This window comes from Nocardia sp. NPDC059180 (genome assembly GCF_042754945.1).
Taxonomy (GTDB): domain Bacteria; phylum Actinomycetota; class Actinomycetes; order Mycobacteriales; family Mycobacteriaceae; genus Nocardia.
This window is the reverse complement of record NZ_JBHZBU010000001.1, coordinates 410,669-432,612: the sequence shown is the minus strand read 5'-3', so window position 1 is coordinate 432,612 and position 21,944 is coordinate 410,669. Positions and strand designations below refer to the sequence as shown.

The 21,944-nt window shown below is 67.4% G+C and carries 23 protein-coding genes; 17 read left to right on the top strand and 6 right to left on the bottom strand.

Features of this window, described 5'->3' with window-relative positions; all coding sequences use genetic code 11:
- Positions 1-113: 113 nt before the first annotated feature.
- From ACFXNW_RS02040 to ACFXNW_RS02025, 4 genes are all read left to right on the top strand, one after another.
- Positions 114-725, top strand: coding sequence for a hypothetical protein (locus ACFXNW_RS02040; protein ID WP_379415209.1), 612 nt, complete (start codon positions 114-116; stop codon positions 723-725).
- 239 nt (positions 726-964) lie between these two features.
- Positions 965-1,588, top strand: coding sequence for a superoxide dismutase (locus ACFXNW_RS02035; protein WP_163822304.1), 624 nt, complete (start codon positions 965-967; stop codon positions 1,586-1,588).
- A gap of 357 nt (positions 1,589-1,945) precedes the next feature.
- Positions 1,946-2,473 (top strand): peptidase, encoded by a 528-nt coding sequence (locus tag ACFXNW_RS02030; RefSeq protein WP_379415207.1) that lies wholly within the window; start codon positions 1,946-1,948, stop codon positions 2,471-2,473.
- A gap of 292 nt (positions 2,474-2,765) precedes the next feature.
- Positions 2,766-3,497 carry a TMEM165/GDT1 family protein gene (locus ACFXNW_RS02025; protein WP_379415206.1) on the top strand — a complete coding sequence of 244 codons (732 nt, stop codon included), beginning with the start codon at positions 2,766-2,768 and terminating at the stop codon, positions 3,495-3,497.
- 142 nt (positions 3,498-3,639) lie between these two features.
- Here the strand turns inward: ACFXNW_RS02025 and ACFXNW_RS02020 are convergent, their stop codons facing one another.
- Both ACFXNW_RS02020 and ACFXNW_RS02015 read right to left on the bottom strand, forming a co-directional pair.
- Positions 3,640-4,299, bottom strand: coding sequence for a TetR/AcrR family transcriptional regulator (locus tag ACFXNW_RS02020; protein WP_379415204.1), 660 nt, complete (start codon positions 4,297-4,299; stop codon positions 3,640-3,642).
- Between the two features lie 5 nt (positions 4,300-4,304).
- On the bottom strand, positions 4,305-5,201 hold the full coding sequence (locus tag ACFXNW_RS02015) for an SDR family NAD(P)-dependent oxidoreductase (protein WP_379415203.1): 897 nt from the start codon (positions 5,199-5,201) through the stop codon (positions 4,305-4,307).
- A 154-nt stretch (positions 5,202-5,355) separates the two neighbouring features.
- Between ACFXNW_RS02015 and ACFXNW_RS02010 the strand changes: the two genes are divergently transcribed.
- Positions 5,356-6,123, top strand: a complete 768-nt coding sequence (locus ACFXNW_RS02010; protein ID WP_379415201.1) for an SDR family NAD(P)-dependent oxidoreductase — start codon at positions 5,356-5,358, stop codon at positions 6,121-6,123.
- Between the two features lie 107 nt (positions 6,124-6,230).
- Here the strand turns inward: ACFXNW_RS02010 and ACFXNW_RS02005 are convergent, their stop codons facing one another.
- From ACFXNW_RS02005 to ACFXNW_RS01995, 3 genes are all read right to left on the bottom strand, one after another.
- A complete protein-coding gene (locus ACFXNW_RS02005; protein WP_379415200.1) occupies positions 6,231-6,710 on the bottom strand; it encodes a hypothetical protein in 480 nt (159 codons plus the stop codon).
- Between the two features lie 248 nt (positions 6,711-6,958).
- Positions 6,959-8,917, bottom strand: a complete 1,959-nt coding sequence (htpG, locus tag ACFXNW_RS02000; RefSeq protein ID WP_379415198.1) for a molecular chaperone HtpG — start codon at positions 8,915-8,917, stop codon at positions 6,959-6,961.
- Positions 8,914-10,515: a TM0106 family RecB-like putative nuclease gene (locus ACFXNW_RS01995; RefSeq protein WP_379416248.1), complete on the bottom strand. Its 1,602-nt coding sequence runs from the start codon at positions 10,513-10,515 to the stop codon at positions 8,914-8,916. Before ACFXNW_RS01995 ends, htpG begins: the two co-directional genes overlap by 4 nt.
- Before the next feature lie 314 nt (positions 10,516-10,829).
- On the opposite strand from ACFXNW_RS01995, the gene ACFXNW_RS01990 reads away from it, so the two are divergent.
- The 8 genes from ACFXNW_RS01990 (at position 10,830) to rraA (ending at position 15,819) form a co-directional block, all read left to right on the top strand.
- The gene (locus tag ACFXNW_RS01990) at positions 10,830-11,468 is read left to right on the top strand and encodes a DUF6474 family protein (RefSeq protein WP_379415196.1); all 639 of its coding nucleotides are present in this window, start codon (positions 10,830-10,832) and stop codon (positions 11,466-11,468) included.
- 11 nt (positions 11,469-11,479) lie between these two features.
- The gene (locus ACFXNW_RS01985; RefSeq protein ID WP_379415195.1) at positions 11,480-12,037 is read left to right on the top strand and encodes a hypothetical protein; all 558 of its coding nucleotides are present in this window, start codon (positions 11,480-11,482) and stop codon (positions 12,035-12,037) included.
- Between the two features lie 37 nt (positions 12,038-12,074).
- Positions 12,075-12,740: a DUF1775 domain-containing protein gene (locus tag ACFXNW_RS01980; protein WP_379415193.1), complete on the top strand. Its 666-nt coding sequence runs from the start codon at positions 12,075-12,077 to the stop codon at positions 12,738-12,740.
- A gap of 26 nt (positions 12,741-12,766) precedes the next feature.
- On the top strand, positions 12,767-13,309 hold the full coding sequence (locus ACFXNW_RS01975; protein WP_379416247.1) for a copper resistance protein CopC: 543 nt from the start codon (positions 12,767-12,769) through the stop codon (positions 13,307-13,309).
- Positions 13,306-14,232, top strand: a complete 927-nt coding sequence (locus ACFXNW_RS01970; RefSeq protein ID WP_379415191.1) for a CopD family protein — start codon at positions 13,306-13,308, stop codon at positions 14,230-14,232. Before ACFXNW_RS01975 ends, ACFXNW_RS01970 begins: the two co-directional genes overlap by 4 nt.
- Before the next feature lie 34 nt (positions 14,233-14,266).
- Positions 14,267-14,740 (top strand): SRPBCC family protein, encoded by a 474-nt coding sequence (locus ACFXNW_RS01965; RefSeq protein ID WP_379415190.1) that lies wholly within the window; start codon positions 14,267-14,269, stop codon positions 14,738-14,740.
- Between the two features lie 151 nt (positions 14,741-14,891).
- A complete protein-coding gene (locus tag ACFXNW_RS01960; RefSeq protein ID WP_379415188.1) occupies positions 14,892-15,257 on the top strand; it encodes a DUF5313 family protein in 366 nt (121 codons plus the stop codon).
- Between the two features lie 73 nt (positions 15,258-15,330).
- Positions 15,331-15,819: a ribonuclease E activity regulator RraA gene (gene rraA, locus ACFXNW_RS01955; RefSeq protein WP_379415187.1), complete on the top strand. Its 489-nt coding sequence runs from the start codon at positions 15,331-15,333 to the stop codon at positions 15,817-15,819.
- Positions 15,820-15,892: 73 nt separating this feature from the next.
- On the opposite strand, the gene ACFXNW_RS01950 is transcribed toward rraA, so the two are convergent.
- Positions 15,893-16,111 carry an RNA-binding S4 domain-containing protein gene (locus tag ACFXNW_RS01950; RefSeq protein WP_036531561.1) on the bottom strand — a complete coding sequence of 73 codons (219 nt, stop codon included), beginning with the start codon at positions 16,109-16,111 and terminating at the stop codon, positions 15,893-15,895.
- Between the two features lie 148 nt (positions 16,112-16,259).
- On the opposite strand from ACFXNW_RS01950, the gene lysX reads away from it, so the two are divergent.
- The 4 genes from lysX to ACFXNW_RS01930 all read left to right on the top strand — a co-directional run bounded on the left by lysX (position 16,260) and on the right by ACFXNW_RS01930 (position 21,872).
- Positions 16,260-19,583: a bifunctional lysylphosphatidylglycerol synthetase/lysine--tRNA ligase LysX gene (gene lysX, locus ACFXNW_RS01945; protein WP_379415185.1), complete on the top strand. Its 3,324-nt coding sequence runs from the start codon at positions 16,260-16,262 to the stop codon at positions 19,581-19,583.
- A 142-nt stretch (positions 19,584-19,725) separates the two neighbouring features.
- Entirely contained in the window at positions 19,726-20,103 is a 378-nt protein-coding gene (locus ACFXNW_RS01940) for a hypothetical protein (RefSeq protein ID WP_379415183.1), read from the top strand.
- A gap of 212 nt (positions 20,104-20,315) precedes the next feature.
- Positions 20,316-20,642, top strand: a complete 327-nt coding sequence (locus tag ACFXNW_RS01935; RefSeq protein ID WP_379415181.1) for a hypothetical protein — start codon at positions 20,316-20,318, stop codon at positions 20,640-20,642.
- 327 nt (positions 20,643-20,969) lie between these two features.
- Positions 20,970-21,872: a cutinase family protein gene (locus ACFXNW_RS01930; protein WP_379415180.1), complete on the top strand. Its 903-nt coding sequence runs from the start codon at positions 20,970-20,972 to the stop codon at positions 21,870-21,872.
- Positions 21,873-21,944: the final 72 nt, after the last annotated feature.

Below are 21,944 nucleotides of genomic sequence, written 5' to 3'. Positions count from 1 at the left end.
CCCGATATGTACTTGGACGGAAGCAACCCGGATTCGGTTCCATAAAAAAACGACAACCCTAGTGAAAACTTGAAATGCGCCGATCTGGGCGGCGATCTCGGTAGCCTGAGGCTATGAACTCGAGCAGGGGGCTACTTGACGGATTGGACACCGCCGGAATCGACATCGCACTGTCGGAGGCGGCGTGTCTCGGTCTCGACGTCGACGTCGAGGCGGGCAAATTACGACTCGACCTGGAGGTATTGACCCTGCCGCGGCAGGAAAAGGCCTCGGCGGACACCAAGGTCCGCATGACCTTCCATGGCGTCACCCGGGTCGCGGCCTCGCTGCGCATCCACCGCTGGGACGACGTCGAACCCACCGTGCTGCCGCTCGAGCCGGCCGGGCTCGGCGATGCCATCACCAGTTTCGGCGGCGGCCGGTTGCACGGCTGGGAGTTCATCGATCTCGACGACAGCGGCTGGGCGCTGTGGAGCGAGCTGCTGAGCTTCGACACCATGATCGACCAGCGGGTCTCCGCGCACGTGCTCGAGTTCTCGCAGGAAGAAGGCCTGGATCCACGCGAACTCGACGTCCGCGTCTGGTTCGACACCATCACCATCCACGATGCCAACGGCAACGAGATCCCGCTGAATGATTTCGTCTCCGGCGGCGTGCGCTGGTGGGAGGCACACGACGCAGGCGATCCGCGCACCAGGCGGCCCGGCATCGCCCCGCCGCTCTAGCGCCACCCGAGTCACGCGTCCCGCCCGGCTAGTTCGTCGTACCCGGACGTGGTTCGATGCTACGAGTGGTTCTTTCGGTCGCCGATGCCCGTGACATGCGCGCGTGCGGGCCGCCCGAGTGAGCACCGTCACCGGAATGCCGGGGCATCGGGGCGAGTTGGAACCGATCGGGTGTACGAATGATGGTCGAGAGCGCTCGCGAGGTTCGCGAGTGCGCGGCCCGACAAGGAAGGGACATCGTGGCTGAGTACACGCTGCCGGATCTGGATTACGACTACAGCGCCCTGGAACCCCACATCTCCGGGCAGATCAACGAGATTCACCATTCCAAGCACCACGCCGCCTACGTCGCCGGTGTGAACACCGCGCTCGAGAAGCTCGAAGCCGCTCGCGAAGCCGGTGATCACGGCGCCATCTTCCTCAACGAGAAGAACCTCGCGTTCCACCTCGGCGGGCACGTCAACCACTCCATCTGGTGGAAGAACCTCTCGCCCAACGGTGGCGACAAGCCGGTCGGCGAGCTGGCCGCGGCCATCGACGACCAGTTCGGTTCGTTCGACAAGTTCCGCGCGCAGTTCACCGCCGCGGCCAACGGTCTGCAGGGCTCGGGCTGGGCGGTGCTCGGCTACGACACCCTCGGCCAGAAGCTGCTGACCTTCCAGCTCTACGACCAGCAGGCCAACGTGCCGCTCGGCATCATCCCGCTGCTGCAGGTCGACATGTGGGAGCACGCGTTCTACCTGCAGTACAAGAACGTCAAGGCCGACTACGTGACCGCGTTCTGGAACGTCGTCAACTGGGCCGACGTGCAGGAGCGCTTCGCCAGGGCCGTCAGCGAGGGCAAAGGCCTGATCTTCGGCTGAGGTTAACGCTGCACTGAGTTAAGGGCTCCCCGTCAGATCGACGGGGAGCCTTTTCCGTGCAGCGCAGAATCATCGGAACGCCGCCGGACAACGGCAGTCAATCACCATTTTCCGAGCGAAGCGAGACCGAGCCTCACAGTTCGCGGCCCGTCTCGCGTCTCCGCTGCCGCTGCGTACGCCGAAGGCAAGCAGCGGTAGCGGAGGCGCGAGACATCCGGGGGCCGCGAACCCGCCGCGCCAGCGGCCAAGGGCGCTAGCACTCTTTGGTACTTGTGTGCCAGATGGTTTGTGGTTCATTCTTCAAGTCCCAGTTCGAGGACGGGCAAGACCGCCCCCGGTTTCGTGACGGGAGGCATCATGCGCAGCAATGGTCCGATCGGCGTCACGCCGTTCCAAGCGCGCGGATCTCTGTGCGGGTTCGTCATCTCCGGGCGCTGGCCCGACACCACCAAGGAATGGGCGCAGCTACTGGTGCTCGCGGTGCGGGTGGCCAGCTTGCCGGGACTGCTGTCCACCTCGACAGTCTTCGGGGCGCGGGAGGATCTGCCGGAAGATCCGGAACCCGGCACCGTCGGGCTGGTGCTGGCCGAGGGGCCGGTGCTCGGCGAGGCGGCGGTGACGCCGGGAAAGTTTGCCGATCATGTGCCGCCGGCCCTGCTGATGCTGCATCCTCCGTCGGAAACCAACCCCTCGCTGCCCGAATGCACCGGCGCCGCCTCGGGCTGCGTACTGCTGCCCGGTGTGCCGCATCTCGGGTTGGAACACCGGGCGGCGTGGGCGGAGGCGGAGTTGGACGGGACGGTGACCTCGCTGGTCAGCCGGGTCGGGCTCGATCCGATCAGTGACCCCGATACTGCGGTTCTGGCTATGCTTCTCGCCGCGTAAGGGAACCCGAAAACTCCCGCACGGAGCGCCAAACTTATTGTGCGCTTTGCGATTTCGATAACAGCGAGTTGCCGCGGCGATGCCGGTGCGGGTAGAGTCGGCGGCAGCGAAGGGGAGTAGCCCCCAATCGCGTAGTCGACATACTGATCCACCGCCGCATGCGGCGCGGGTCCGGCTGCGTGAACCGGATTCCATTCGGTGGGCGAGACCTTCGGCCGAGACAACCTTTTCGTTGTCGGCCGGAGGCGTCCCGTTTCCGGCCGGCGGGCCGGAGCCCTGGGAGTACACGCCAATGATCGCCACCATATTGCTGAGCGTCGGGATCGTCTTTCTCGCCGAACTCGGTGACAAGTCCCAGCTGATGGCGCTGACGTTCGCGCTGCGCTATCGCTGGTGGGTGGTCCTCGGCGGTATCGCCACCGCGACGGCCGTCGTGCACGTCATCTCGGTGGCGGTCGGCCATTTCCTCGGCGCCGCGCTACCCACCACCGCGATCGCGGTGGTCGCCGCACTCACTTTCCTCGCCGTCGGCGTCTGGACACTGCGCGAAAACGTCGACGCCGACGACGACGAAGACACCCCCAAGATCTCCCGCTTGGCCACCGCGGCCCCGTTCCTCGTGGTGCTGTCGGCGTTCCTGCTGGCCGAACTCGGCGACCGCACCATGTTCGCGACCGCCGCATTGGCCACCGATTACGACTGGGCAGGCGTGTGGCTCGGCTCGACCATCGGCATGGTCGCCGCCGACGCCCTGGCCATCGCGGTCGGCATCCTGGTCGGCAAGCATCTGCCCGAACGCGCCATCGGCATCGGTTCGGGCCTGCTGTTCCTGTTCTTCGGCTCGTTGACGCTCACCGGCATCGTGTGGCCGAACCTCGGCACACTGCTCGGTGCGGCGGTGGCCCTCGCGGTTCCGCTCGTCGCAGGCGCTGTGGTGTACGCGCTGATCCGGCGGCGGGCAGCGGCCACCGGTCGCGCGGACGCCGATGAACTCCCAGTTCTGCCTGCCGACGAACTGCGATAGCGCCCGAAAGGCGTGTGTCGCACAACCCGCCGACGAGGTGCCGTCGAAGCCACCGCCCTGCACGCGCTGAACAGGCCATCGCCACCAGATCGGTGCCGGGATGCGACGCGGCCCGCTCCAGCTCGCCGGATCGCGGCACTCTTTACGCCAGCGCCTGCCCGTACAACTGCCCGCCACGAACGACCAGCTCCAGCAGCGGCTCGCGCAGGGCCAGCAGCCCCGGCAGGTCGTCGGCCGCGATCTTGCCGGTGACCATCGCGCCGACCGCGGCGGCGAGAGTCTGGCAGGCGAAACGTTGTTCGGCGGTGCGCGCATCGAGGACATCGACGATTCGATCGACGAACAGTTCTTGCAGCTCGATGCGCCGCGCGATGGCTTCCGAACCGACCGCGTAGACCTCGACGAGGAACAGCCTGGCGCTGGCCGGGTCGTCGGTCAGATGCTGGAGATAGGCGCCCAACAGCCGGCGCATCCGATCCGCGGGATCGAGCTCGGGCGCCGAGTCCGGTTCGGTTGCCGAAGTGTCGATCTCGGCGATCCGGCCGAGCAGCTGTTGCACGGCTCGCTCGTAGGCGGCCTCGAAACAGTCCTCTTTGGAACGGAATTGCTCGTAGAAGGTCTCCCGCGACACACCGGCCTTCTTCAGGACCGCCGCGACCGACGTTCCCACATAACCGCCCTCGACCATCGCCTCGGCCATCGCCTGCAGGATCCGCTCCCGCTGGGAGGCGACGACCTGCTCCCGGGGCAGACCATGCCTGCCGCGTGGCAGCTGGCGGAGACTGGTGGCCGGGTCGGTCATGCGGGCTACTCCGGTGCTCGGTCGGGCGGGTGCTGATCCATTCTGCTGGTATGCCGGGGCTGCTCGGTCGTGAAGGGTGTCGCTTCGGTGCGGGCGATCCGCAGCGCGTCGGCCACTCCGCGGCGCAGTCCCAGGTCGGTGATCCGCTGCACGATCCGCCGGAACGGCAGCACGAACGCCACCCACCAGGGCGAAACCACCTGGCGGCGGCGCCGCGCGATCGCCCGCTCGACGGCGTCGATCGCCGGTCCCAACGGCGCGACACCGGACACCGTCGCCTTCCCCAGCAGCGACCGGGCGGCTTCGGTGCCGAATCCGCGTGAGGTCATATCGGTGTCGAGTTCGGCGAAGTAGGCAACGCCGACCCTGGCTCCGGTGTGGCGCAGTTCGTGCCGCAGTGTGTCGCCGAGGGCTTCGACGCCGGCCTTGGACGCGCTGTAGGCGCCGAGCAGCGGCAGATGGATCGCCGCGGCCAGCGATGAGACCATGAGCGCATACCCGTCCGGATGCGCGATATGCGCTCCGGCGGCGCGCACGGTGTAGTAGACGCCGAGCACGTTGACCGCCAGGGTCTGCTCCATCACCTCCGGATCGCCACCAATCAACGGCAACTGCTTGGCCACTCCGGCATTGGCGACGACCACGTCCAGTCCGCCGAGTTCACCGACGACGGCCTCGACTGCCTGCTCCACCTGCGCGCGGTCGCTCACATCGCAGTAACGCCACGGGGCGTCGCCACATTCGCGCGCCACCTGCGCCAGCAGCTCCGATTCCAGTCCGAGCAGCGCAACCTTCGCGCCGTGCGCGGACAGCTGCTTGGCCAGCGCGGCTCCGATGCCGCGGGCCGCACCGGTGATCAGCACCCGGCGACCGGCGACCGATCCACCAAATATCGACGTCATACGGCCGACCGTACCACCTACGAACATTGATGTTCGTAAAGAGCGCGGAACGACCGGCGCCGCCGGAGGGAGCCGTGACCCGCGCCTCACCCCGCACCCATTAGGGTGCAATTGACGAAGGGCCAACTGGCTTGTCACGAACGAGAGGACCATCGTGGAGATTTCGGGTTCCGCCGCCATTGTCACCGGAGGCGCGTCCGGCCTCGGCGCCGCCACCGCCAAGCGTTTCGCCGAACTGGGCGCCACCGTCTTCGGGCTCGACGTGCCGCAGTCGATCGAGCGCGCCGGCGACAACGTGCCCGCCGGTGTCACCCTCCTTCCCGCCGATGTGACCAGCAACGACGAGGTCAGCGCCGCGGTGGCGAAGGTCGTCGAATCCGGCGTGCCGCTGCGCATCGTGGTCAACTGCGCCGGTGTCGGCTGGGCCGGTCGCATCCTGTCCAAGAACGGCCCGCACGATCTGGAGCTGTTCCGCACCGTCATCACGGTCAACCTGCTCGGCACCTTCAACGTGATGCGCCTGGCCGCCGACGCCATCGCCAAGACCGACCCGGTCGACGACTACGGCCAGCGCGGCGTCGTCATCAACACCGCCTCGGTCGCCGCGTTCGAGGGCCAGGTCGGCCAGATCGCGTACTCGGCGTCCAAGGGCGGCGTGCACGGTATGACCGTTCCCGCCGCGCGCGACCTGGCCCAGTTCGGCATCCGGGTCAACACCATCGCCCCCGGCATCATCGACACCCCGATGCTGGCCGGTGTCACCGAGGAGTACCGCAAGGGCCTCGAGGCCGGTGTGCCGTTCCCGTCGCGGCTCGGCCGCCCGGACGAGTACGCGCAGCTGTCGCAGTACATCGTCGAGCACGACTACCTCAACGGCGAGACCTTCCGCATGGACGGCGCGCTGCGCATGGCGCCGCGGTAATTCCGCACCAGAGAGCAATCTCGACGCCCGCCCGCCCGGTACTTTTCCGGGTCGGCGGGCGTTGTGCGTCCAGGCCCCGAGCGCGGCCTCGGCAGGCCGCGCATTCGCTATCCGGCGCTGCCGGTCGGCGGACGGGTCCGCCACTGCTCGCAGGCCTGGTGGTCGGCCTCCGGCTTGTCATTGCCCTGGCGACCACAGCCCTTTCTGGTATAGCCATCCCGGTCGAATCCGGACCGGTCGTATCCCCAGCGGTCGTAGCCGAAGCGGTCATAACCGGAGCGGTCGCGACCGAACTGGTCATAACCGGAGCGGTCGTAGCCGGCGCGGTCGCGACCGAAGTTGTCGTAGCCATCCGAGCCGTACGGATCTTTGGGCCCGTTGTCGGGGCAACCGGTGCCCATATCGAACCCGCCACCTGGACAAGGCTTATGCACCGGCGCGGGCTGAGTGGTCGGTGTGGTCGGCGTGGCCGGCTCGGCGAATGCCGGCGCAGCAGCCACGGCGGGCATCAACGCAACCGCCCCGAGCAGGGCGGTCCGCGCCAATGTCAGGCGGACGCTGCGGCCGCGCCGAGTCGTGGTGGACATGATCGGTCTCCTATCCGGAGTGCGATTCGCACCCTTCGGACCGACCTATCGCCCTCGACGAACGGATATTACAAACCGCAGCACAAAGCGAGGACAAATAGCCCCTTACCTGGTAGGGATCGCGCGGCCGATGCCCCTTCAGCGCAAGGTAGCTGGCAGGTAGCCAATAACCGGCGCGCGAGGGCGGCACGCATAATGCCGCCCTCGCCTCCGGGCTACCGGTCAGCCCTCGCCTCCTGGATTTCCGATCAGAGCGTCCGCGTGAGCCGATCGGTGAGGATGTGCGCGAACTTCGCCGGATCCTTCAGCTCGCCGCCCTCGGCCAGCACCGCTGTGCCGTACAGCAATTCGGCGGTCTCGCTGAGCTCGGGAACCTTGCCCTCGTCGGCATCCTGCTTGCGGGTGTCGTAGGCCTCGCGCAGCCCGGTCACCAGCGGATGGGCCGGGTTGAGCTCGAGGATCCGCTTGGTTTCCGGCAGCGCCTGGCCCGAAGCCCGGTACATCCGCTCCAGCATCGGCGTGAAGTCGAAGACATCGCCGACCAGGCAGGCGGGTGAGGTGGTGAGCCGGTTGGTCAGGCGCACCTCCTTGACGCTGTCGGCGAGGGTCTTGCCGAGCCAGCCGAGGAGTTCGGCGTAGTCCTTGTCCTGCTGCTCGCGCAGCTGCTCGGACTCTTTCTTCTCCTCCTCGGTCTCCAGATCGACCTCGCCCTTGGCGATCGAGACGAACGGCTTGCCGTCGAATTCCGGCACCGATCCGACCCACATCTCATCGACCGGATCGGTCAGGATCAGCACCTCGAGGCCCTTGGCCAGGAAGGCCTCCAGATGCGGCGAGCTCTCCACCTGCTGGCGGGATTCGCCGGTCATGTAGTAGATCGAGTCCTGGCCGTCCTTCATCCGCTCCACGTACTGCGCGAGCGTGGTCAGCTCGGAATCGGAGTTCGTCGATGCGAACGACGACACCGCGAGGATGGTGTCGCGGTTGTCGAAGTCCGAGAGCAGACCCTCCTTGAGGACGCGGCCGAACTCGCGCCAGAAGCTCTGGTACTTGTCCTGATCCTCGGCGCCCTGCAGATCCTTGACCGTGGACAGCACCTTTTTCACCAGGCGCTTACGGATCATCTGGATCTGACGGTCCTGCTGCAGGATCTCGCGCGACACATTGAGCGAGAGGTCCTGCGCGTCCACCACACCCTTGACGAAGCGCAGGTACTCCGGCATCAGCTCTTCGCAGTTGTCCATGATGAACACCCGCTTGACGTAGAGCTGGACACCGCGCTTGTGCTCGCGGGTGAACAGATCGAACGGCGCCTGCGAGGGGATGAACAGCAGCGCCTGGTATTCGAAGGTGCCCTCGGCCTTGAGCGGGATGGTCTCGAGCGGCTCGTCCCAGGCATGGCTGACGTGCTTGTAGAACTCGTGGTACTCCTCGTCGCTGACCTCGCTCCTCGGGCGGGTCCACAGCGCCTTCATGGAGTTGAGCGTCTGCTCTTCGACGATGGTTTTCTCTTGTTTGTCCTCGCCCTCACCCTCGGTGACGGTGCGCTCCACCTGCATGCGGATGGGCCAGGCGATGAAGTCGGAGTACTTCTTGACGATCTCGCGGAGCTTCCACTCCTGGGTGTAATCGAAGAGGTGATCGTCCTCGTCGGCGGCCTTGAGCTGCAGGGTCACCGCTGTGCCCTGCGGGGCGTCCTCGACGGTCTCGATGCTGTAGGTGGAGCTGCCTGCCTCGGCCACCCAGCGGGTCGCCTCGGCCTCGCCCGCGCGGCGGGTGGTCAGGGTGACCTTGTCGGCGACCATGAAGGTCGAATAGAAGCCGATGCCGAACTGGCCGATCAGCTCCTCGGCGGCGGCCTCGGACTTGGCCTCGCTGAGCTGTTTACGCAGCGCAGCGGTACCCGATTTGGCGAGGGTGCCGATCAGATCCACCACCTCGGCGCGCGACATGCCGATGCCGTTGTCCCGGACCGTCAGGATCCGCCCGTCGGTGCCGACCTCCAGCTCGATGTGCAGGTCGGAGGTGTCGACGTGCAGGTCCTTGTCCTTGTAGGACTCCAGCCGCAGCTTGTCCAGCGCATCGGAAGCGTTCGAGATCAGCTCCCGCAGGAACGTGTCTTTATTGGAGTAGACCGAGTGGATCATCAGCTCGAGCAGCTGATGGGTTTCGGCCTGGAACTCGAGTTGTTCGACGTGCTCTGTCACGCCGAGATGGTACCGCCGCCGGAAACCGCGCCCGACACCTGCGCGAAATCGGCGAGCGCCGGGACCTCGAGATCGGCGCGATGCGGCCCCGGCACCCGCGGATTCATCCATTCGCGCAGCACCATGGTGGCGCGCACATCGTCCTCGTTGTATTCGAGCAGCCGGGTGCGCTGGGTGAGATCGGGTTCCCCGTCGTAGCCGACCGCCAGCCGGTACCAGCTCATCGACGCCTCACCGTTGGCCTCGGGATCGCGCCAGGCGAAACCGGCCACGGGCGCGATCTTCTTGAGGCCCTTGCCATTCGGACAGATGAACTGCTCGGTGACGGCCTGGAACATATCCACCCACTGCGGCGAATCAACGAAGGCGCGCACCTGCTCGACCGTCGGCACCCCGGGCTGCCCGGCGAACCGGCGCGCCGACTCGTAGAGCCATTTGTCTTCGGCGGTACGTGAATAGCAGTAGGCGGCAAAGGTTTTCCCGGCAGCGAGCGCCTCGGCGCGCACCCGCATCAACCAGGTCCAGAATTCGCCGAAGGACCGGCCCTCGTCGTCGGTGGGCAGCGGATCCCAGGTGAAGAACGGGCGGTACACCCCGTCCAGCAGGGTGCCCCACAGGTAGGCGCCGAACTCCTGGAAGCTCTCCAGGTCGACGTCGACCTCGACGTCGGCCCGGCGCACCTGCACCTGCTCGAACCTGCGCACCAGCGGCGCCCCTGCGATCCAGGCACGCGCGGTGACCACGGCCTCGTCGAACGGTCCGTGCTGCCAGTCCTCGGGTTCGGCCGCCGACCAGCCCGCCAGATCGTCGATGGTCTGCACGCCGTGCCCATGCAGCACATCCGCACGCGAGCCCGGCGCGACCAGGCTGACGTCGCGATGGTCGATCAACCAGCCCTCGCAGCCACGGCCGTCGGCGCCACCGCGCGTCCACCACGGGCATTGCCTGCATTCGGGCACTTTCGACGGCACCGTCGGCAGGTCACCGCGCACCACCGCGATCCGGTCGGCGTAGCGCTGGTCGTAGTCGGCGAGCACCTGGGTCAGATCGTGGACGAGGATGCGGTCGAAGTGGAAGCCGATCACCCCGCCGACCAGGGCCGGGCTCGCCAGGCCGTGCCGCTGCAACATGCGATACAGATGGGCGAGGCGTTGCTGGTCGCGTGGTTGCTGACGCAGTTTGCGGTGTGGGTCTGGTTGCGGGTCCCAGTGATAGAGGTCCGACGTGGTCGGGTGGAATTCCGCCGGTTCGGGCTGACGGGGATCGGTGACCTTGTGGTTGACCACGATCACCGGGATGTAGCCGCCGCGGTCGAGATCGCGCATCAGGATCTCGGCACCGCCGCGCCTGCCGGTATCTGGTTCCTGCGGCAGCAACCCACCCCAGATGTACAACGCTCCCGCCGCACAGGCCCGCAGGGTGGATTCGGCCCGCTCCCCCGCACGCAGCAGTGGATCGATCACCACCCACTGTTCGGGCCGCGCTCCGACCAGTGCCTTACGGACCCGCTCGCGGTGCGCGACCGCCGCGTCGCGGCGCTGCTGGACACCGGCGTCCTCGCGGACACCGGCAAGGGTCTCCGGGTGGGCGGCGTTCATATTCAGCCGGTGCCTGCACCCGATCAGCCCTCTGGCGTCGAGAAACGCGGTCGCGGCGACGGCGGACCGATTCTGCTCGGTTCCGTCGTCCAACTCACGACCCTCTCGGTCGGCACTGCCCGGCTGCACGTAAGCAGTATGGTCCCTACCCCCGACAGTTCCGCGAATCGTGCGCGGGCCGCCCGCGATCGGCCCGCCACCCTCGCAGCGACCGGCCGCGACCGGATAGGGTGTCGGCAAACCGTGTGACATGGGCGGACGGGCATTTCGCGCGCCGAGCCGCCAGGGCGAACCAGCATGACGGAGGGCCATCGATGGGGTTGTTCACGAAGCGCAAGCGGCGCCCGAGCCGCCGGGCCGAGGCGAAAGCCCTCAAGCACAAGGCCGGCCTGGAAGCCAAGCTCGGCGCCAAGAACGACCGCAAGCAGCGTCGCGCCGAGAACCGCACCCAGAAGAAGGTCGCCAAGGCCCAGATCGCCGCATTGCAGGCCGAAGAGAAGGCGGCACTGAAGACCGCCGCCAAGGCCGAGCGCGATCCGTTCAGCGTGGGCCAGGTCAAGAAGTACATCGGCGTGGCCCGGATCCTGGTCCCGGTGCTGGCCCCGCTGGCCTACCGTGGCGCCACCTTCGTGCGCGGTCAGCTCGACAACCGCAAGGCTCATCAGCTCGGCGTCGGGGTCGAAGAGCTGGGCGAATACACCGGCCACGGCGCGCGGCTGCATGCGCGGATCGCCAATACCGAGGCCGCCCTCGACAAGATCGGCACCAACGGCGACAAGGGTGAATCGGACAAGTTCGTCGCCGCGACCCGCAACCGGCTCGAGGCCCTGACCGCCGCGGTGCGGACCGCCGACCAGATGCCCGCGCAGCGCCGCCGCGCCGTGCACACCTCCATCACCACCGAGCTGACCGGGATCGAATCCGACGTCCTGGCCCGGCTCGGCGTGCGCTGACCAGTTCCCCGATGCGCCCACGTCCGACCACCGGTAGCCCGCGCGGCTTCCTGGTCGGCGCGTCGGTCGGGGCGCTCGCGGTAGCCGCGCACGGGCTGGCCGGCGGCGGCTATCCGTCCTCGGCTGAGCTGGCGCTGGTCCTGATCGCCGCCTCGGTGACGGGGCTGGTGGCCGGTGCGCTGCCCTGGCGCTGCGGACCGATTCGGGTGCTCGGCGTGCTGACCGCCGGTCAAATAGCCGGACATGCCGCCCTGACAGGGCTCTACGGCCATGAGCACGTCCCCTCGGCCGCCGCTCCCCTGGCAGGCGAACTATTCGGCGGCTACCTGCCCTCGGGCGGGATGCTGCTGGCCCACCTCGGCGCGTCACTGGTCTGCTCCGCGCTGATTCCACTCGCGGAGCGGCTGTACGGCGCCGCGTCCGCGGTCCTGCGGGTCGTGCTCGCACCCCCTAGCGCGCGGGCGCCGCAGCGGTCGGCGCATACGTTCGATTCAGTCGTTCCGGTATCCAGCTTCGCTCCGACCGGTGCAGCCGGTCCGCGCGCGCCGCCCTTGGCGCGCCCGGCCTGACAGCATCAATTCATTTCGGAGAGAAAGCATTTCATCAATGAACACGTTCATTTCGCGTGCCTTGTGCACGGCGGCGCTCGGTGGCGGGCTGTTCGCGCTTGCCGGTGGGGTCGCGAACGCGCACGTCACCGTCGACGCTCCCGGCGCCAAGCAGGGTTCCATGGCAATCGCCACCTTCCGGGTCCCGACCGAATCCGACACCGCGGCAACCACCGCCGTCACCGTCACCGTGCCGAACCTTCCGGTGGCCATGACCGAACCGATCCCCGGTTGGACCGCCAAGGTCGACCGCAATGACAAATCCCAGGTCACCGCCGTGACCTGGACCGCGGACCCCGGCACACCCGGCGTCGGCGCCGGCCAGTTCCAGCAGTTCGCGGTGGCACTCGGCCCACTGCCGCTGAAGGACTCGGTGAGCTTCCCGACCAAGCAGACCTACAGCGACGGCAAGGTCGTCGACTGGAACCAGCCCGCCGATCAGGGCCTGGTCGCGAATCCGGCGCCGACCCTCACCCTGGCTTCCAACACCGGAAACGGGCACGGCGAGCACAGCGTGGGGGCCGAGAATCAGACCGCGGCAGCCGAATCCGATGACGCAGGCACCGACACCACCGCCCGCTGGCTCGGCGGGATCGGACTGGCCGTCGGGCTGCTCGGGCTCGGGCTCGGCGTCGGCTCGGTCATCCGGGGACGGCAGTCGTGACCGCCCGGCGCGTGAATCTGCGCAGAATGCTGCTCGCGTTCGTCATCGGAGCGCTGAGCCTCGGTGTCGGCGCCCTCGTCGCTGGGCCCGCCTCGGCACACTCCGCCGTGGTCGGCACCTTCCCCGAGGACGGCGCTTCGCTGGACGCGGGCCCGGAACGGGTCACCATCACCTTCAACGAGGCCCTACAGCCCAACTTTCCGTCGCTGACCGTCGTCGGGCCCGACGATCGCCTGTGGTCCAAGGGCGATCCGGTAGTAGACGGCAAGACGGTGAGCGTCGCGGTCGGCGATCTCGGACCGGCGGGGACCTACCGGGTCGGCTACCGGGTCACCTCGGCCGACGGCCATCCGGTGGAGGGACGGCTGACCTTCACCCTGACCACCGCGGGCAACGGAACCCCCGGCCCCGAGGTCGGCGCCGCGAACGCAGAAAACGGCGGTTCCGGCGGCATCCCGATCTGGGTGTTCATCCTCGGCGCCATCGTGCTGTTCGGCGGCGGACTTGCCTTCGCGCTGTTCGGGACGGGCCTGTTCGGCAAGGGCGGCAGCGGTAAGAGCGGCCGGTGACCGATCGGACGACCGGCGGCCGTGACCGCCGCACGGCACTGCTGCTGGTCGTCCCGTCCGGACTGCTCGGTGTAGTGGTCGCATGGGCGCTGACCGCGGTCACCCCGGAGAGTGCGGTCCGGGTACTCGCTGATATCGCGGGTGCCACCGTGCTCGGGCTCGCGGCGCTGCCACGGGTACACGAGCGGCTGCGGCCGCCGTGGCGGATGCTGGCCGTGGTGGCCGGGATCTGGTGCGGCAGCGAGTTCGTGGTGCTGGTATTCGAGGCCGCCGATGTCGTCGGCGTCCCGGTCGGCGCGCTCGACGCAGGCCGGTTCGGCACCTTTCTCACCGAACTCAGCGGCGGGCAGGTCGGTATCGCGATCCTGCTCGGCACCGGAGCCATCGCCTGCTATTCGGCGCTGGCCTTCCGCAGGCCGGATACCGCCTCGCCGGATCTGGTCCTTGTCTTCGCCGCGGTGGCGCTGACCCTGCGGCCGATCACCGGGCATATGTCGCAGCAACCGTTCGGCTCGGTGCTTGCCGCGGTGCACGCGCTCGCCGCAGGCGCCTGGCTCGGCCTGCTGATCGGCCTCGCCCTCGTGGTGCGCTCTCGGGGGGAATGGGCGACCGCGCTGCCGCGCTACTCCACGGTGGCGATGCCGCTGGTGGCTGTTGTCGCGGTGACCGGGCTGGTGAACGGATTGGTCCGTGTCGGCGGGGTCGCACCGCTGGTGCAGACCGGTTACGGCCGGGTGCTGCTGGCAAAAACGCTGATCCTGGCCGCATTGCTGGCACTGGGCTGGTGGTGGCGGCGCGACTGGGTCGGCCGCGCCGCCGGCCATCGGATAACAGCCGATGCCTCACTGCGCCGCGCCACCATCGAGGTCGTGGTGATGGCGGCGGCCTTCGGCCTGGCCGCCACACTTGCCGTCACGGCATGACGGAGTTCCGCGAACCCCCGGTTACAGTTGCGCCATGACCGAAGTGAAGATCGTCGCCGATTGCGACGCCTCGGCCGAAACCGCTTTCGCCTACGTGAACGATTACCGCAATCTGCCGCGCTTTCTGCGCGAGGTGGAGTCGTTCACGCCGGTGGGAAGCCAGACCGAAGGTATCGGGGCGACGTTCGACGGCCATATCAAGCTCGGCCCGGTCTCGCTGAACTCGCGGATCGAGATCGTGCGCTGGGAGGAGCACTTCGCCATCGGGGTGAAGTCGATCAAGGGTTTCGAGGTCGAGTCGACCTTCCTGTTCCACGCCAAGGACGCCGAGCGCTGCACCGTGGACGCCATCGTCGACTACCGGGTCGCCGGTGGTCTGGCCGGGCGGGCACTTGGCAAGACGATCGAGCCGTTCGTCAAGCTCGCGGTGAAGCACAGCACCGAGAACCTCACCAAGCAGATCGAGGAATTCCACCGCGCCGGCGGTGCCACGAGTAGCCAGGACTGAGCAGGCCTCCGCGCGTCCAACGGGCCGGCCGGGGCCATCCACCTGTAGGCGCACCTGGACCGATCCCGCAGGCCACGAACGCCGCCGAACGCGCTCACAAACCCGCGTTCGAACCTGGCGGTGACTCATATCACAGGCATAGCCTTGCTGTATGGACAAACCCACCTTCAGGCAGCGCATTGCCTACGATCTGGGCCGCGAGCTCCCCGCGAACCTGCACGAGTGGGTAACTCACGACCTGGTCGGGCACGGGGCCATGGAACGCTATCTCCTCAGGTTCCTCGGGCCGATCATTCCGTTCTTCGCGCTGGTGCTGCTGTTCCCAGGTCCGATGCCACTCAAGATCGGGCTGATCGTGATGATGACCGTGCCGATGGTCATCTTCACGGTCGCGCTCAGTTATGTGTGGCGCCGGTACCGGCTGGTGCAGCACGGGCTCGATCCGAACCTGGTCGACCACGGCAAGATTTCCGAACACGAACGGGATATGTACGAACTGCGGCACGGACACCGATAACGCTGTGATTCACGTGGAACGAACCCGCTGGTCCGTTCCGGGGTGAAGTTCGGCCACCTCTAAGCTGAGGGCCATGACCGAACCGACAGATGTTGTGGCGACCGCGGACCTGGCCGACGAAATCGGCCCCGACATCCGCAGCTGCGATACCCAGTTCATCCAGTTCGGCGGCCGGGCGGCATTCTCCGGCCGGATCACCACCATTCGCTGCTTCCAGGACAATCTGCTCGTCAAGCAGACGCTGAGCGAACCGGGCGAAGGCAAGGTGCTCGTCGTCGACGGCGGCGCGAGCGTGCACACCGCGCTGGTCGGCGACATCATCGCCGGACGCGGGGTCGACAACGGCTGGGCCGGCGTCATCGTCAACGGCGCGGTGCGCGATTCGGCCATCCTGCGCACCCTCGACATCGGCGTCAAGGCGCTGGGCACCAACCCGCGCAAGAGCACTCAGACCGGCTCAGGCGACAAGGACGTCCCGGTCGAGATCGGCGGTGTCACCTTCGTCCCCGGAGACATGCTCTACAGCGATCACGACGGCGTCGTGGTGCGTGCCGAGGACTGATCAGCGCATACGAACACAGCCGGGCGCAGCCCGCCCCAATCCGCGCATTGCCGGAGCGAAGGCGGAGGTACGCTCACTCCGCGACTCGTGCCTGGTGACCGGCGAGGGCGACCACATCGCCGACGTGCAACTGCCGTCCACGGCGTAGCTCGACCTCGTCGTTCACCCGCACGAGACCCGCGGCGATCACCGTCTTGGCTTCCGAACCGGAATCGATCAGATTGGCCAATTTGAGAAACTGGCCGAGCCGAATGGCTTCGTCATCGATCGGCACATCGACTGGTTCCGACATGTTCTAAATACTTACTCCCCCGGCCCGCTCCGCCGCGCGCCGCCCCGGCATCCGGCCGCATTCCACCATCGCCGAGGCGTCGCAAAGGGGCCGCGAACACGCCGCGACAAACTACCGGCAAATCCACCCCAACGGTCACACTGGATCGGTGACTTCCGCGCCGGACGACCTACGCAGCACCACCGAGCTATCAGCGGGCAGACCTGTTCCGCCGGTACCGCATCGTGGGCACGGCAGGTTCGCCGAGGTCCCGCATTACGCCGGTCTCGTGCTCGGTGTGTTCGCGGTGGCCTGTCTGCTGTGGAGCCTGTCGCCCGCGCTGCGCTATCTGACCCACACCCCGCGCCACTACATCGACGACTATTACTTCGACGCACCCGACACCAGCCTGGTGTGGGCGCTTGTGGTCGCCTTGCTGGCCGCAGCGACCGCCGGTCGCAAACGCATCGCCTGGTGGTTGCTGGTGATCTATCTGGCGACCTGGGTGCTGACCAACGCGCTGACCTACATCCAGGACCGCAACGTCAACGCGCTCGTCGCCGGCGTGGTGCAGCTGGCGGTGATCGGCGTGCTCATCGCCGCCTGGCCGGAGTTCTACACTCGCGTCCGCCGAGGCGCCGGGCGAAAAGCGCTGGTCGCGCTGGTCGGCGGCCTTGCGTTGGGCTGCCTGTTGGGCTGGGGCCTGGTCGAGATGTTCCCGGGCTCGCTGCCCAGCGGAGCGCAGCGCCCGCTGTGGGCGGTGTACCGGGTGACCGGTGCGATCCTGGTGGAGAACGAGCAATTCGACGGCTCACCACACCATTTCGTGAACTTCCTGCTCGGCCTGTTCGGCGCGGTCGCGTTGCTGAGTGCGTTCATGGTGCTGCTGCGCTCCCAACGCGCCGACAACGCCATGACCGGCCTGGACGAATCCGCGCTGCGTGGGCTGCTTGCCCGCTCGGATGTGGAGGATTCACTCGGCTATTTCGCCACCCGCCGGGACAAGGCCGTGGTGTTCGCGCCCAGCGGCAAGGCCGCCGTCACATACCGGGTCGAGCTCGGCGTCTGCCTGGCCAGTGGCGACCCCATCGGGGTCAAAGAGGCGTGGCCGCAGGCGATCGACGCCTGGCTGCGGTTGGCCGACGAGTTCGGCTGGGCGCCCGCGGTGATGGGTGCCAGCGAACTCGGGGCGACCGCTTACCGCAGAGCCGGGCTGTCGGTGGTGCGGCTCGGCGACGAGGCCGTGCTCGACACCAGAAACTTCTCCCTCGCCGGTGCGGAGATGAAACCGGTCCGACAGGCCGCGAACCGGTTGCGCAGGCAGGGCGTCTCGGTACGCATCCGCCGTCATTCCGAGATCCCCGCCGACGAGTTCGCCCAGGTCGTGGCTCGGGCCGAGGCGTGGCGCGATACCGAGAACGAACGCGGTTTCTCGATGGCGCTCGGTAGGCTCGGCGACCCACTCGACGGCGACTGCCTGCTGGTGGAAGCCGTCGCCTCCGACGACCGGGTGCTATCGATGCTGTCGCTGGTGCCGTGGGGGCGGACCGGGGTGTCGCTGGAGTTGATGCGGCGCGACCCGCTCGGTCCCAACGGCGTGATGGAGCTGATGATCTCCCAGCTCGCGCTCACCTCCGACCAGTACGGCATCACCAAGATCTCGCTGAACTTCGCGGTGTTCCGTTCGGTGTTCGAAGAGGGCGGGCGGATCGGCGCCGGTCCGGTGCTGCGGGCCTGGCGCGGGGTGCTGCTGTTCTTTTCGCGGTGGTGGCAGCTCGAGGCGCTGTACCGGTCGAATGTGAAGTACCAGCCCTACTGGGTGCCGCGGTTCTTCCTGTTCGAGGAGCGCAGGCAACTGCCCCGGGTGGCGATGGCCAGCGGTCTGGCCGAGGGTTTCCTGCCGCGTTTCGGCGCCGAACCCGACGCCACCACCCACACCGGACGCCACAGCGCGGTCCCCGCCACCATGACCGGGCTGCACGCCGACGGCAGCCCGCCGGAACCACCCGAGTCCGAGGAGGAACTGCTGCTGGCGCGCAGGCCCGAACAGGTACGGGTCCGGATGACCAAACTGGATCGGCTCGCCGCCACCGGCATCGACGCCTATCCGGTGGCCTACCCGCCGACCCACACCGTCGCCGCCGCACGCCGATCACCGCGCGGGACCACAGTCCGGGTGTGCGGCCGGCTGCTGCGCATCCGCGACTACGGCGGCGTGGTGTTCGCGGTGGTGCGCGACTGGTCCGACGACATCCAACTGGTGCTCGACCGGGAACGCCTCGGCGCCAAGCGGTGTGCGGAGTTCGGCGAATTCTTCGACCTCGGCGATCTGATCGAGGTCAGCGGCCGGATCGGGCGCAGCAGGCGCGGCGAGTTGTCACTGCTCGTCGCGGACTGGCGGATGCTCGGCAAATGCCTGCATCCACTGCCGGACAAGTGGAAGGGCCTGGCCGATCCGGAATCGCGGGTCCGCCAGCGCTACGTCGACATGATGATCAACCCCGAGACCCGCGACGTGCTCACCAAACGCAGCGCGGTGGTGCGCTCGCTGCGGGATTCGCTCACCGATTGGGGCTACATCGAGGTCGAGACGCCGATCCTGCAGCAGGTACACGGCGGCGCCAACGCGACACCGTTCCGCACCCACATCGACGCCTACGACCTCGATCTCTACCTGCGCATCGCACCCGAGCTCTATCTGAAGCGGTTGTGCGTCGGCGGGGTGGAGAAGGTGTTCGAACTGGGCCGCACCTTCCGCAACGAAGGCGTGGACTTCAGCCACAACCCGGAATTCACCATCCTCGAGGCGTACGAGGCGCACAGCGATTACGAGCGGATGATGCATCTGTGCCGTCAGCTGATCCAGAACGCCGCCCTGGCCGCCAACGGCGCCATGGTGGCCATGCGCCCCAACGACGACGGCACCCTCGAAGCGGTGGACATCTCCGGTGAATGGCCGGTCAAGTCGGTGCACGGGGCCATCTCGCAGGCCATCGGCACCGAAATCACCCCGCGCACCGAGGTACAACGGCTGCGGGAACTGTGCGACGCCAACCTCATCCCGTACCAGCACGCCTGGGACGCGGGTCAGATCGTGCTGGAAATGTATGAGCATCTGGTCGAGGGCCGCACCCAGGAACCCACCTTCTACATCGACTTCCCCACCTCGGTCTCGCCACTGACCCGCGGCCACCGCCGCATCGCCGGCGTCGCCGAACGCTGGGACCTGGTGGCGTGGGGCGTCGAATTGGGCACCGCCTACAGCGAACTCACCGATCCGGTCGAACAGCGGCGCAGGCTCACCGAGCAGTCGATGCTCGCCGCGGGCGGTGATCCGGAGGCCATGGAACTCGACGAAGACTTCCTGCAGGCGCTCGAACACGCCATGCCGCCCACCGGCGGGCTCGGCATGGGCGTCGACCGCATCGTCATGCTGATCACCGGACGCAGCATCCGCGAGACCCTGCCGTTCCCACTGGTGAAACCGAGGTAGGTTCGGCGCGACTCGAATCCAGTGGCGGAGGAACGGATTCGAGCGACTCGGATCGCAGGTTTCGCCAAGTAACGGTCCGGGCACTAGTGAGAAGGATCGGCGCGCCCGGAGGAGGCGGCCGACGATTTCGATAGGGGTTTACGTGTACTACCTTGACCTGCTGACCAATGCCGGCACGCTCGACCATTCGACATGGGCGAGCCCGGATGTATGGACGTCGGCGATGGAGCAGGAGCTCGCCAAGAAGGGCAGCAGTTCGAAGAAGGGCAAGGGCGGGCTGGCCATCATCGGAATCATCTGCGTCGTGGTGATTCTCGCGATCGTCGTTGCGGTCGTGATGCTCGCGAAGCGGAAGAAGAACGACCAGCCCCAGCAGCCGCAGTTCCCGCCGCAGGGGCAGTACCCGCAGCAGGGCCAGTTCCCGCAGCAACAGCAGTTCCCCCAGCAGGGCCAGTACCCGCAGGACCCGAACAACCCGTACCCGCCGCAGGGTGGTCAGTACCCGCCGCAGAATCACTGACGTCGCCGAGTTGTGCGGGCGAGCAACGACCCGGGTCGCGAACGCGGTCCGGGTCGCTCTGTATTCGGAGCACAGACAACCGATCTCCCGCCGTTCCGACAGCGTTCCGTGCGTGCGATCGCGATCCGATCGGACCTTCGATCCCTCGTCTAGGGTAAGGGTCCGGTCCGTCGGGAGGAGGCGGCCGCCGACCGCGAGAACGGGGATCGTCGTTGTACTACCTTGACCTGCTGACCACTGCCGGTGGGATCGACTATTCGACGTGGGCGAGTCCAGATGGCTGGACCTCGGGACTGGACTACGAGGCGGCGCCGAAGCGCGCGAGGAGTTCAGGGACCAGGCTCCCGATACTGGGTGTACTCGTCGGCGGCCTCTGCTGCGTGCTGGTAGTCGTCGGAGTCATCGGCCTGATCGTCTGGCTGGTGAGCCGGGCTAACAACGACGGGCCGCGACAACCGCCGTACAACCCGCACCAGTACCCGCCGCCGGGCGGTCCGTACCCGCCACACGGTGGTCCGTACCCGCCCCAGAACTACTAGCACTCGTCACTCGTCACTCGACACTCACCGGCCCGATCTGCGCGATTCGCGAACCGGGACGAGCTGTGCGACGACCGCTGCGGTCGGCACGCGCGATCGTGGAAATCGGTCATCCGAACGCGTTCGGTTGGCGGGCGTTCGGCTGTGGCCCTATTGTTATTCGCGGTGTGTGCGTCGGGGCCCTGGATGTTATATCCGGGTGTGCGCACTCGGCGGGATTGATGGTGTTCACTTCGTGTGCACCGGTGCGACATCCGCCGAGTTCAGCATCGAAGCGACAGCGTGTACGGGAACGCCCTCACCAGGGCATGGGTTGACTGGAGCAGTATGCAGTTCAAGAAGGTTGCCGCGGCATTCGGCGCGTGCGCGGCGATCGCATCCGGGTTGGTATTCGCAGGTAACACCGTGGCCACGGCCGCGCCCGGATGCCCGAGTCTGTACGTGGTGGCCATCCCGGGCACCTGGGAAACCGGCCACGACAAGAAGCCGCAGCCCGGCATGCTGTCCGGCGTCACCAGGGGGCTCGGGTCGGGGACGAAGGTCGACTACGTCACCTACGCCGCGACCGCATTCCCGTGGGAGGGCGACGTCTACGGCCAGTCCAAAAAGGAAGCCACCGACAAGGCGCGCGGATTGGTCGGCGCGATGGCGCAGCGCTGTGGCGCGACGAAGATCGGACTGCTCGGCTACAGCCAGGGCGCTGATGCCGCAGGCGACCTCGCCGCCGAGATCGGCACCGGCGTCGGAGTGGTGCCGCCGAGCCGGATCGCAGGCGTCGGCCTGATCTCGGATCCGCGTCGCGCGCCGAGCGACATCCAGGTCGGCCCACATGCCGGTGGCGCCGGTGGCGGCGGAGCCCGAGTCGGCGGCTTCGGCTGGATCAACGACCGGGTACGGACCATCTGTGCTGTCGACGACCTGTACTGCGCCACCGCCTCGGACGATTTCGTTACTCGATTCGCTGGATTCCTGGCGCAGAGCTCCGATGCCAATCCGGCGAATATGTGGCGCTACCAGCTGGAAGCCGGCGCGATCATCAATGATCTGATGGCCGGTGGCGGCATCCCGGCCCTGCAAGCCCAGCTCACCGATTCGGCCAACCAGCAACGGATCCAGGAACTGGAAGACTTCTACGAGTCGCATGCCCACACCAGCTACGGCAGCTACCAGGTCGGCGGCGGCCAGACCGCCATCTCCTGGATGCACAACTGGTTCGACCGCATGGACTGAACCATTCCGATCCGCACCGCGGCCACCCGCTCGGCATCTGCCGGGTACGGGTGCCCGCAGTCGTTTACGGAG